10 protein-coding genes are annotated in these 11010 nt (G+C 72.8%); 5 read left to right on the top strand and 5 right to left on the bottom strand.

Going from position 1 to position 11010, the window contains the following annotated elements; translation table 11 throughout:
* Positions 1 to 39 precede the first annotated feature (39 nt).
* Positions 40 to 2379: an immune inhibitor A domain-containing protein gene (locus ACFT55_RS15435; RefSeq protein ID WP_380244722.1), complete on the bottom strand. Its 2340-nt coding sequence runs from the start codon at positions 2377 to 2379 to the stop codon at positions 40 to 42.
* A gap of 478 nt (positions 2380 to 2857) precedes the next feature.
* Here ACFT55_RS15435 and ACFT55_RS15430 point away from each other — a divergent pair, with 478 nt between their 5' ends.
* The 5 genes from ACFT55_RS15430 to ACFT55_RS15410 all read left to right on the top strand — a co-directional run bounded on the left by ACFT55_RS15430 (position 2858) and on the right by ACFT55_RS15410 (position 6863).
* Positions 2858 to 3994, top strand: a complete 1137-nt coding sequence (locus ACFT55_RS15430; RefSeq protein ID WP_380244721.1) for a 3-deoxy-7-phosphoheptulonate synthase — start codon at positions 2858 to 2860, stop codon at positions 3992 to 3994.
* Positions 3995 to 4192: 198 nt separating this feature from the next.
* Positions 4193 to 4765 (top strand): sigma-70 family RNA polymerase sigma factor, encoded by a 573-nt coding sequence (locus ACFT55_RS15425; protein ID WP_380244720.1) that lies wholly within the window; start codon positions 4193 to 4195, stop codon positions 4763 to 4765.
* The gene (locus ACFT55_RS15420; protein ID WP_380244719.1) at positions 4758 to 5510 is read left to right on the top strand and encodes an anti-sigma factor domain-containing protein; all 753 of its coding nucleotides are present in this window, start codon (positions 4758 to 4760) and stop codon (positions 5508 to 5510) included. The genes ACFT55_RS15425 and ACFT55_RS15420 overlap by 8 nt, the downstream gene beginning before the upstream one ends.
* Positions 5511 to 5664: 154 nt before the next feature.
* Positions 5665 to 6045: a hypothetical protein gene (locus tag ACFT55_RS15415; protein WP_380244718.1), complete on the top strand. Its 381-nt coding sequence runs from the start codon at positions 5665 to 5667 to the stop codon at positions 6043 to 6045.
* Positions 6045 to 6863: an RES domain-containing protein gene (locus tag ACFT55_RS15410; protein ID WP_380244723.1), complete on the top strand. Its 819-nt coding sequence runs from the start codon at positions 6045 to 6047 to the stop codon at positions 6861 to 6863. Before ACFT55_RS15415 ends, ACFT55_RS15410 begins: the two co-directional genes overlap by 1 nt.
* A gap of 20 nt (positions 6864 to 6883) precedes the next feature.
* Here ACFT55_RS15410 and ACFT55_RS15405 read toward each other — a convergent pair whose 3' ends face one another.
* From ACFT55_RS15405 to ACFT55_RS15390, 4 genes are read right to left on the bottom strand one after another with little or no spacing between them, the layout of a single operon-like run.
* On the bottom strand, positions 6884 to 7303 hold the full coding sequence (locus ACFT55_RS15405) for an ATP-binding protein (RefSeq protein WP_380244717.1): 420 nt from the start codon (positions 7301 to 7303) through the stop codon (positions 6884 to 6886).
* Between the two features lie 11 nt (positions 7304 to 7314).
* Positions 7315 to 7650 (bottom strand): STAS domain-containing protein, encoded by a 336-nt coding sequence (locus ACFT55_RS15400; protein WP_380244716.1) that lies wholly within the window; start codon positions 7648 to 7650, stop codon positions 7315 to 7317.
* Positions 7647 to 9659, bottom strand: a complete 2013-nt coding sequence (locus ACFT55_RS15395) for a glycosyltransferase family 2 protein (protein WP_380244715.1) — start codon at positions 9657 to 9659, stop codon at positions 7647 to 7649. The genes ACFT55_RS15400 and ACFT55_RS15395 overlap by 4 nt, the downstream gene beginning before the upstream one ends.
* The gene (locus ACFT55_RS15390; protein WP_380244714.1) at positions 9656 to 10882 is read right to left on the bottom strand and encodes a PP2C family protein-serine/threonine phosphatase; all 1227 of its coding nucleotides are present in this window, start codon (positions 10880 to 10882) and stop codon (positions 9656 to 9658) included. Before ACFT55_RS15390 ends, ACFT55_RS15395 begins: the two co-directional genes overlap by 4 nt.
* Positions 10883 to 11010: the final 128 nt, after the last annotated feature.

Here is an 11010-nt window from a genome sequence, read left to right as displayed (position 1 = left end):
GCCAGGTGCGGGTATGCCCTCACCTGGCTCTGACAGGTCTCACTTGTGGGAGCGGGGCGTGGTGACGTCCACCGTCATCACGCCGTTCTTCCCGTTCACGTCCTTGACCTTGATCTTGGTCCCGGTGCCCCCGACGACGACCGAGTTCCACGGGTTCGCGGTGTCGTAGTAGGCGTTCGGGTCCGAGTCGTCGAAGACGTTGTCCTGCTTGTTCGACCACGTACGCAGCGTGGTCATGCCGGCCGCCGTCTCCCGGTGCAGCGTGAAGGCGTCCGTCTTGTCGAGGCCGAACGTCGCGTCGAACGCCTGGATGCGGTTGCGGGCGACCGTGCCGTCCGACCACCGCAGCGCCTGCGCGTTCGCGTCGACCGGCAGGGCCTGCCCGCCGCCCGGGTGCTGCGACGTGTTGTTGTCGCCGTAGAAGCTGTTGACGTACCAGACGAGCAGGCCGTCCTGGTACGGGAAGTGCTCCACGGTGTTCGGCTTGGTGAGGGTCCAGCCGAAGTTGTACGGCCCCTGCTTCAGGGTCGTGTCGTAGCCGGCGTACTGCCGGTTCTCCGCGACGTAGTAGTGCGTGAAGTCGACGTCGTACGTGCCGTTCGCCTTGATCACGCTGAACCCGTCGTTCGTCCAGCCCGCGAGCCCGTCGCTGAAGTCCTCGGTCAGGGCGGTGCCCACGGCGACGTCGTCGACGAGGAAGCCCAGGAGGTTCAGGCCGCCGTCGCTCTGGTAGCGGAACCGGACCTGCGCGTTCTGCCCGGCGTACGCACCGAGGTCGGCGGTGAGGTCGACCCACGCCTTGCCGGAGTCGCCGGAGATGCCGCCGTTCGCGTCCTCGTCGGACAGGTTCGTCGGCAGCGTCGTCCAGGTGCCGCCGCCGTCGGTCGAGACCTCGGCGAAGGCGTGGTCGTAGCCCTCCTCGATCGCGTACTGCACCTTCGCGGTGAGCGACGCGCCGGCCGGCACTGTGAAGGACGGCGAGGTCAGCGTGTTGTTCGCGTTGCTGCCCGTGCCCGAGTAGGCGAACTGGCCGTCGTACGGCTTCACGCCCAGGTCGACCTCCTTGGTGCCGTCCGGCAGGTTCACCACCACGGCCTGCGGCTTCGTCGTCGCGTGGAACGACGGGCCGAGCTTCACGGTGGCGCGCTCGCCCTGGTCGACGGTCGCGTAGTCGAGCCAGCCGAGGAACATCTTCTCGGTGGCGCCCATGTGGTCCGGGGTGGTCCCGATGCTGCCGTTGCCGTGGCTCATCCAGGAGCCCGAGCTCATGAGGTTCCAGAAGGCGGTGCCGTTGTCGCCGCCCTGGGTGTCGTAGTAGTCCGGCAGGCCCAGGTCGTGACCGAACTCGTGCGCGAAGACGCCGAGGCCGCCGTTCTCCGGCTCCGTCGTGTAGTCGCGGATCCAGACGTCCGAGTCGCCGATCTTGATGCCGCCCACCTTCGGGAACGCGGCGGGGCCGTTCGTGCCCAGCGGGTTGACCGCCCAGCGGTGCGACCAGATGGCCGACTCCGGGGCCCCCGCCTCCTCGCCCTCGCCGGCGTGGATGGCCTGGAAGTGGTCGATGTAGCCGTCGGGCTCGTCGAAGATCCCGTCACCGTCGATGTCGTACCGGTCCCACACGTCGAAGGACTGCAGGTACGCGTCGATCTCGGCCTTGGTCTTGCCCTGGGCGAGCTGGTCCGCGTACCACGCGTCGGCGCTGTCCTGCACGAACCGCGTCATGTCCTTGTTGGACTCGCCGAGGTCTTCGCCGGTCTCCGGGTCCTTCTGGTTGGAGCCGTAGCTGGCCGAGGTGTAGGGGACCGTCACCCAGTCGGAGACGTCACCCTGGAGGTCGAACCGGCCGGACGACATCTCGTCGTACACGTCCGCGAAGGACTCGCCGTTCTGGTCCTCCAGCCCGGTGAAGAACATCTCCTTGTAGTGCTCCTGGGAGAAGTTCGACTCCCAGTAGGTGGAGTTGTCGCTGCGGGTGGGCTCGGGGATCTCGTTGTGCTTCGGTCCGGCCGTCGCGTCGGGGTAGCGCGGGTCTGCCTTGTCGCCGAAGTCCACGAGGAAGGTCAGCAGCTGTGCCGTCTGCTCGGTCTGGTACTCGACCCACTGGTTCTTGCCGACCTTGACCGACTGCGACGTGTGGGCACCCTTGCCCCGCGTCTGGACGGTGGCCTTGCCGGTGGCGACGCGGTCGACGGCCTCCTGCTTGAGCGCCGTGCGCTTCTCCGCGAGGGGGTCCGGGCGGCTGTCCTCCTTGACGTGCGCCGCCGGGTCGGACGGTGGGGCGTCGGCCGCGGGCGCCGCGGTGGCGAGGCCGGGCGCGACGACAGCGGCGGTGAGCAGGGCTCCCGCCGCGCCGAACGCGCTGATGATTCGTGCTCTCACAGTTGTTCCTCCAGGGGTGTCGGAGAGGCTCGGCCGCCATGGCCGGGCACCGTCGAGCCCGGGCACCGTGCCCGGGCCTACTGTGGCGTTGCACACGTAACCAGAATCAGGTTTCACCCGCGCGACGAACGCTGGCGTGTCGGGTTGCGAATTTCGCTTCTTTCATGGTGACGACCGCATGCTGGAACGGGTTGGACGGACGCCCGGCGACGTCGTACCGTCGTCGGCGTGAACCCCCGTTGGTATTGGCGCTTTACGCCGGCTCCGTGTGCGAAGTACACGGTGCGGCGGGTTAGCGCCTGACCGACACCACTTCCTCCGGAGCCAGCACAGGGCCTGGGACGCATGACGCGTCCGGGCCCTTCGTCGTCAGACGGGCCGCTCCGGTCGGGCATGGACCACGGTTCGAGATCGCCGCGACGACGACGCCGAGCCTCCACCCCGACCGCCCCGCCGCCGACCCCTCCAGGAGCCCGTGATGAGCACCACCGCCCCCGCCACCGCCCGTACCGCGCCGTCCGATCCCGCCCGGCCGCATACTGACCTGATGGCAGAGACCTCCGACCTGCGGGTCCGCGCGCTCGACCCGCTGCCCGCCCCCGGCGTCATGCGGGCGGAGCTGCCGCTCGGCACCCCGCGCAGCGACCTCGTGACCACGTCGCGCCGTGAGGTGCGGGACGTGCTGCGCGGGGAGGACGACCGCCTGCTCGTCATCGTCGGCCCGTGCTCGGTGCACGACCCCGCGGCCGCGCTCGACTACGCCCGCCGGCTGGCGCCGGTGGCGCGCGAGCTGTCCGACGACCTGGTCGTCGTCATGCGCGTGTACTTCGAGAAGCCGCGCACCACGGTGGGGTGGAAGGGCCTGATCAACGACCCGCACCTGGACGGCTCCCACGACGTGCACCACGGCCTGCGCCTGGCGCGCGAGGTGCTGCTGGGCGTGCTCGACGCGGGCGTGCCCGCCGCGTGCGAGTTCCTGGAGCCCACCAGCCCGCAGTACATCGCGGACGCGGTGACGTGGGGTGCGATCGGCGCGCGCAACGCGGAGTCGCAGGTGCACCGCCAGCTCGCGTCGGGCCTGTCGATGCCCGTCGGCTTCAAGAACGCGACGGACGGCGACGTGCAGATCGCCGTCGACGGCTGCATCACCGCGGCGAGCGAGCACACCTTCTTCGGGGCGGACGCCGAGGGGCGCGCGGCCGCGGTCGAGACCACGGGCAACCCGGACTGCCACGTCATCCTGCGCGGCGGGCGCGGCGGCCCGAACTACTCCGCGAAGGACGTGGCGGAGGCGCTCGCGGTGGCGCGCACGTCCGGTCTCGGTGGCGCGGTGGAGGCCGGTGTCGTGGTCGACGCGTCGCACGGCAACTCCGGCAAGGACCACGTGCGCCAGGCGGAGGTCGTGCGCGAGCTCGCTGCACGCCTCGCCGAGGGCGACCGTGACGTCACGGGCCTGATGATGGAGAGCTTCCTCGTCGCCGGCGCGCAGAAGCCGGGCCCGCTCGAGGGCCTCGTCTACGGGCAGTCCGTCACGGACTCCTGCCTGGACTGGGACACGACCGCGGACCTGCTCGGCACCCTCGCGGCCGCCGTGCGGACCCGCCGGGAGGCCTGAGCCCGGGCTCTCGCGGGCGGCGACCCATCCGTCCGCCGGTCGGCACCGAACCACTCTCGTCCCCGGACCGTCCGGGGACGAGAGACGAGGAACCCGGTGAGCCCGGTGGTGGTGGCGGCGACATCCTGGCCGGTCCTGGACCGTGCCGCGGCCGCGCCTTCGCGTCCGGCGGGACGTGCGGTGGGGCAGACTGTGCGGGTGCCGCCACCCACGACCTCCCGCGGGCCTGTCGACGACGCGCTGGTCGCGTGCTCGACCGGCGACCCCGAGGCGTTCGGGCCTGTCTACGACGCGCTCGCCCCGGTGGCGTACGGGACGGCGATCGGCGTGCTCCGCGACCCGGACCACGCCGCCGAGGTGGCCCAGGAGGTGATGGTGGAGGTGTGGCAGACCGCAGTCCGCTACGACCCGGCGCGAGCCTCGGCACGCACCTGGGTGGCGACGCTCGCCCGACGCCGGGCCGTGGACCGGGTCCGGGCCGAGCAGTCGCGGCGCGACCGGGACCAGCGCGACCTCGACTCGACCCTCGCCGAACGGCCTCGTGACGTCGTGGCCGAAGACGTGGAGCGGAGCCTGGAGGGCGCGGCCGTGCGCCAGTGCCTCGACTCGCTCACTGCGACGCAGCGGGAGGCCGTCGTCGAGGCCTACTACGGCGGCCGCACGTACCGCGAGGTGGCCGACCGGCTCGGCGCCGCGCTCCCCACCGTCAAGAGCCGGATCCGCGACGGTCTCGGCCGCCTGCGCGACTGCTTGGGGGTGTCCCGTGGCTGAGGCCGACCAGGAAGCCTGGGACCTGCTGCCCGCCTACGCGCTCGACGCCGTCGACGACCTCGAGCGGCGGACGGTCGAGCGCCTGCTCGAGTCCGACCCGGAGGCCCGGCGCGCCCTCGACGAGTACCGCGACGTCGTCGCGTCGTTCACGGTCGACGCCGCCCCGCCCGCAGCCATGCGCGACGCCGTGCTCGCCCGCGTCGCGGTGACCCCGCAGGCCGGCGGTCGCTCCGTGGGGCGCCCCGCGGCGGCGGGTTCGACGGCGGGCACGACGGCGGGTTCGACGGCGGACCGCCGGTCGCGACGGCGCTGGGGCCTGGTGGCGGTCGCCGCGGCGGCCGTCGTGGCGGTCGCCGTGCCCACGACCGTGGCGGTGCGTGCCACCCAGGAGCAGGCGCGCCTGCAGGACCGTGTCGACGCCGTCGCCCAGATGATGGCCGACCCGTCGGCACGCCTCGTGAGCGGTGCGGTCACCGGTGGCGGCGAGGCCTCGGTGCTCGTCGCGGGCGACGACTACCTGTTCTCCGCGAGCGGCCTGCCGGGCCCGGGGGACGGCCACGACTACCAGCTGTGGGTCGTGGGCGCGGAGGGCGGCGTGACGTCCGCCGGGGTGCTGCAGGCGGCGGACGGCTCCGTCGAGCACCTCGTGCAGGACGTCCCCGGCGTCGGCGTCGCGGTGACGGTCGAGCCGGACGGCGGCTCCGAGCAGCCCACGACCGACCCGGTCGTCGTGCTCGGCGCCTGAGCCGGGAGTCCGGACAGCGCTGCTCGTTCTCGGTCCGGCCCTCTGTTGAGCATGCGGAGCAAAGCGCTCAGGGACGAGCGCCCTCCCGGTACTCGTGTGGCATTCGCGTGGCATTCCATACGAGGTCGAAGCCGAAACTGTTACGGTGGTGGGCATGGGGACGAGCATCCGGGCCAGGGCTCACGCAGCGGCGACGCAAGAGGACATCCATGATCTCGTGCGAACGCTGAACCAGAACGTCGGCCCGACGATCGTGCAGACCATCGCAGGCGTCAAGGACCGCACCCTGCCCAGCAAGTGGGCCAAGCCGGACGGCCCGACACCGCGGCCCGACGCGCAGCGTCGCCTGCGCCTGGGCTTTCAGGTCTGGTGGACCATCAACAGCGCGCAAGGCCGCAATGTCGCGCTCGCCTGGCTGGTGGGGGCCAACCCGCTCCTCGGCGAGAACCTGCCGCTGCAGTACATCGTCGACGAGAAGGCCGCCGACGTGCTCGGCGCGGCGGTCGCCTTCGTCGAAGACGTGCACGCGGCGTGATGCTGGCCAGCGACGACGCCGGGACGACGTGCGTCCGCACCGGTCTGCACGTCGTTCCCGCGTCGGCCATCCGCACGGCGTACCGGGTCGCACTCGACCGAGGTGAACGCAGCCCGCTGCAGGGCTACCGGAACGAGCTCGTCGGCCCGTTGCCGCCGGGCGCCGTCGAGCGCCGGGGCAGGTTCGACCGCGACGGGCACACGGTCTATTTCGCTGACACCCCAGAGACAGCGTTCGCGGAGGTGCTGACCGCGTTTCGGCGAGAGCTCGCGAAACTTGCACCGTTGGCCCTGAGCATCGGGACGACCCCCGACCAGTGGGCGGAGCGGATCATCGCGGAAGCCGAGGACAACGACCTCGACCGCCCCTGGGCGATCAGCGGTGACTGGCAATGGCAACGTTCGATCTACGAGGTCCAGCTGCCCGCCGACGGCTGGTGGGTGCAGATCGACCATCCGGACACCCTCGCGGTCCTGAACAGGGCGCTCGCCGGCCATCTGCCGGCCTTCGGGATCGACATCGACGGAGTGCTGACCAGCGGGCACCTTGAGGGGGAGGACCGCGCGGTCACCACGGTGGTCTCGACGTACATCGCGAGGCTGGCTCTCCACGGTGGCGACGAGCCGCTCGGCATCCTCTACCGGTCCAAGTCCCTGGTAGGTCGCTGTTGCGCGTTCTTCGACCGTCGCGCCGACGACGGGTTGGCACCCGGCCGCAACGATCCGCGGCTTCTGGGCTCGACCAACGTCGACACCCCGGCGTTCAGGGCGGTCGCGGAGAAGTTCGGGTTGCCCGTCCTTCCGGGCCGCCGGCGGTAGCGGGGCTCGTCGCCCAGCCCTCAGGTCGTGGCAGGCGGGCCGCCCGGGCGGCGGGACAGGACCCACCGGGATCCTGCGGGTCCCGCGTGGTGCTCGACGACGTCGACGCACGCGCGGACGATGGCGAGGCCTCGGCCGGACTCGGCGTCCGGTCCGGGCATCGGCCGGTCGAGGTCGAGCGGCACGCCGGGAGCGGTGTCCTCCAGCACCACGCGCACCTCACGGGCGTCCGCGGTGAGCTCGGCGCGGACCGTCACGGTGTCCGGGTCGGCCGTGTGCCGCAGCACGTTCCCGGCGATCTCCGTGACGGCCAGCTCCACCGCCGTCCGGTCGTCGAACGAGGTGGCGGGGACCTGCGCCCACAGCGCGGCGAACGCGTCCGGCAGCGTTGCGAACCACTGGCGCGCCGACGCGGTGCGGGCCACGTGCCCGGAGTCCATGGCGCTCGTCGTCAGTCGTCCGCGAACGCCGTGGCCGCGTCGTCGTGCACCCGCAGCAGGCGGTCGAGGTTGGTGAGCCGCAGGACCGTCGTGACCTGCGGGGAGGCGCTCGCCAGGCGGAGGTCGCCGCCCCCCGAGCGCGCCGTCCGCAAGCCGCCGACGAGGGCGCCGACGCCGGACGAGTCGATGAGCTCGACCTGGCTGAGGTCCACGACGAGGCGGGTGCGCCCGGAGCCGACGAGGTCGTCGACCGCGTCGCGCAGCTCGTGCGCGGTGGTGAGGGTCAGCCGGCCCACGGGGGTAAGCACGGCCCCCGACCGGTCCTGCGGGGTGACGTCCAGCTTCACGGTTCCTCCGTCCTGACGGGTGTCCCCATCGTGCCCGCGAGGCCCGGTGCGGGCTCGTCGGGCTGGCCTGCGTAACGGGCGGCGGGCAGCAGCACGCTCAGTGCCGCGAGGTCGTAGCCCACCCACACGAGGGTGACGAGCGTGGCACCCGGTTCGGCGCCGAACGCGACGAGCCGCACCACGCCGACGGCGGCGGCGACCACGAGCACGGCCGCGGCGACGAGCTGGACCCGGATGGTGCGCCAGGCGGGCCGGTGGCGGCCCGCGACGCGCGCCTTGGGCGTGACGGCGAAGCCCAGCGGCCGGTGCAGCACGACGTTCGCGAACGCCGTCCAGCACGCTCGGACCCAGACCGGGAACAGCGCGAGCGAGTACTGCTGCCCGCGCCAGGTGCGCACACCGTGCGCGACCACCACGAACAGCACCTGGTTGAGCACGAAGTACGGCAGGAACCGCGCGAAGAACTCCGTGCCGAACGCCTGCACGGGCAGCACGCCGAAGCACAGGAACACGACGGGCGCCGCCAGGTAGACCACGGCCGCGAAGCCCGACAGGTAGCTCCACATCGTCGCGAGGTACATGAGCCGCTGACCGAGACGCAGGCCACGGACGGTCAGCGGGTTCTCGCGCAGCATCACCTGGACCGTGCCCTGCGCCCAGCGCAGGCGCTGCGTGAGCATCGTCGCCATGTCCTCCGGCGCGAGGCCGTGCGCCAGCACCTCGTGGTGGTAGACCGACCGCCACCCCAGGGCGTGCAGGCGCATCGCCGTGGCCATGTCCTCCGTCACGGAGATGGTCGCGAGCGGCATCACCGGCTGCGCCTGGTCGTGACGCCCGACGTCGACGGCCTCCGCCAGCCGGCGCACCGCCTCGATCGCCACCACGGGGGACAGGTCGCGGCGTGCGAGCCGGTCGAGCGCCTCCTCGTCCACGACGAGCTCGCCGATTTCCTCGTCCACCTCGACCGGGCCGCCGTCACCGAGCTCCGGCTCCAGCTGGGCCAGCTCGGCCTGCAGCGTGTGGAGCTGACCGGCCACGACGGTGCGCGACGCCGCGTCCACCCGCCGCTGGAAGCGGAAGGTCACGTCCGCCACGGGGACGTCGCCCCCGAGCCCGCGCCGGGCCTCGGCGGCGGCCTCGCGCAGGTCGGCCAGCGCCGACTGGAGCGCCGGGTCCTGCGCATCGGGGGAGCGGGCGGCACGAGCCAGCAGGCTGTCAGCGGTACGGACCGCGCGCCGCACGCCGGCGCTCACCTCGCGGACGTAGCCGACGATGCCGAGCTGCATGAGGGCCTCGCGGCGCAGCACGGCGTTGGACCCGCAGAAGAACGCGGCGTTCCAGCCGTCCTTGCCCTGCTGGATCGGACCGTAGAACAGAGGCGCCTGGCTGCCCAGCGGGTCGACGTCGGGGACGTTGACGAAGTACTGCGGCGTCTGGACGAGCGCCACCCGGTCGTCTGCGGCGAAGTAGCCCACGGTGCGGTCCAGGATCGACGGGTCGGGCACCTGGTCGGCGTCGAGGACGAGCACCAGCTCGCCGCTCGTCTGGAACAGCGCGTTGTTGAGGTTGCCGGCCTTGGCGTGGCGCGGCTTGCCCTCCCACGCCGCCGACCGGGCGACGTACCCGACGCCGGCCGCGTCGGCCGCGGCGCGCAGCTCAGGGCGCGCGCCGTCGTCGAGCACCCACGTGCGGTGCGGGTACCGGATGTCCCGAGCCGCGACCGCGGTGGCCATCACCAGGTCGAGGGGCTCGTCGTAGGTCGTCACGAAGACGTCCACCGTGAGGCCCTCTGGCGCGGGCGGGGGAGCGCCGCGCTCCCGCAGCCGCCACACCGTGACGCCGAAGAGCACGGTCTCGACGAGGCTGTACGTCTCGGCGAGGACCAGCGGGACGGCGATCCACCAGGCGTTCCACGCGACGGAGTCCAGCCAGCGCCAGCCGACGTACGTCGTGCCCGCCAGCAGCGTCAGGAGCACGAGCACGCGGATCGCGAGCAGCCTGCCCGTCACGCGGCACGCTCCACGACGAGCACGGTGAGGTCGTCCGGCAGGTACCGTCCCGCGGCCACGGCGAGGAAGGCGTCGAGCGTGGCCTGCGCGTCGGGCGCCTGCACGACGTCGCGCGCCAGCTGCTGCAGCTCGGCGCCGTGCGGCCCGGGCGGTCGTTCGTCCGGGGTGAGCGCCGTCGGGTCGCCGCCGGGCAGCCCCAGCGACGCGAGGAGGTCGACGAGCCCGTCGCTCGCGACGACGAGCCGGTCACCGCGCCCGAGGGTGGCGGTGCGGACGCCGCGCGTCATCTCGGGCAGCACGCCCAGGGGCAGGCCGTCCCCGGCGAGGCGCTCGCGGCGGCCGTCGGCGTGCAGCAGGGTCACGATGCCGTGCCCGGCGTCGACCGACGTCAGCGCCCCGGTCGGCGGGTCGAGCACGCCGCACCAGGCGGTGACGAACGTGCTGGTGCCCTCGAGGTCGGCCGTCAGGGCCTCGTCCGCCTCGGCCACGCCACGCGGGAGGTCGGGGTCCCGGACGCCGGTCCGCAGCGCCGCCCGGGCCGACGCGGCGACGATCGCCGCAGCCATCCCCTTGCCCATGACGTCGGCGAGCACGAACGCCGTCCCGCCGGGCACGGCGGACCAGTCGTAGAAGTCGCCGCCGACACCGCGCGCCGGGAGGCAGCGCGCCGCGACCCGGTACCCGTCGAGGTCCGGGGGCAGGCGCGGCAGCAGCCCGCGCTGGACCTCCCCGGCGCGGTCGAGCTCCGCGTCCCGCTGCAGCTCGCCCTGCACCCAGAGCGCGAGGTCGCGCAGGACGCCGCGGTCGGCGTCGGTGAACTCGTGCGGGACGACGTCGAGCACGCACAGCGTCCCGACCCGCTCGCCACCCGGGGCCTCGAGCGGGTGCCCGGCGTAGAACCGCAGGTGCGGGTCGCCCTGCACGAACGGGTTGTCCGCGAACTGGGGGTCTGCGGCGGCGTCCTCGACCACGAGGGTCCGCGACGCGCGGATCGTCACGTCGCAGAACGCCCCTTCCCGCTGGGCGACGGGGCCGTCCAGGCCGACGAACGACTTGCGCCACTGCCGGTCGGTGTCGACCATCGTGACGCTCGCCATCGGCACCCCGAACAGACGCTGGGTCAGGCGCGTCACGCGGTCGAAGCGTTCCTCCGGGTCCGTGTCCAGCACCCCGAGGCGCTCGAGCGCCAGCACCCTCGCCGACTCGGACGTCTCCACGGTCATGGTTCCCCCTGCCTCCGACCACGGGTCGTCGACCCCCCTGAGTGACGACTATCACGGCTGGTGGGAGATCGCAGCCCGGACGAACCATCCCGGGCGCGACGAGGGCCGCCGCACCCCCTGCGTGCGGC

Origin of the sequence: Isoptericola sp. NPDC057191, from assembly GCF_042670225.1 — a bacterium.
Lineage (GTDB): Bacteria > Actinomycetota > Actinomycetes > Actinomycetales > Cellulomonadaceae > Isoptericola.
The sequence above is the reverse complement of the archived record's forward strand: the minus strand, read 5'-3'. Positions and strand labels throughout refer to the sequence as shown.

Coding starts and splice junctions, on each gene's coding strand:
- ACFT55_RS15430 (WP_380244721.1), top strand. CDS start 2,858: ATGAGCACCACCGCCCCCGCCACCGCCCGTACCGCGCCGTCCGATCCC.
- ACFT55_RS15415 (WP_380244718.1), top strand. CDS start 5,665: ATGGGGACGAGCATCCGGGCCAGGGCTCACGCAGCGGCGACGCAAGAG.
- ACFT55_RS15410 (WP_380244723.1), top strand. CDS start 6,045: ATGCTGGCCAGCGACGACGCCGGGACGACGTGCGTCCGCACCGGTCTG.
- ACFT55_RS15405 (WP_380244717.1), bottom strand. CDS start 7,303: ATGGACTCCGGGCACGTGGCCCGCACCGCGTCGGCGCGCCAGTGGTTC.
- ACFT55_RS15390 (WP_380244714.1), bottom strand. CDS start 10,882: ATGACCGTGGAGACGTCCGAGTCGGCGAGGGTGCTGGCGCTCGAGCGC.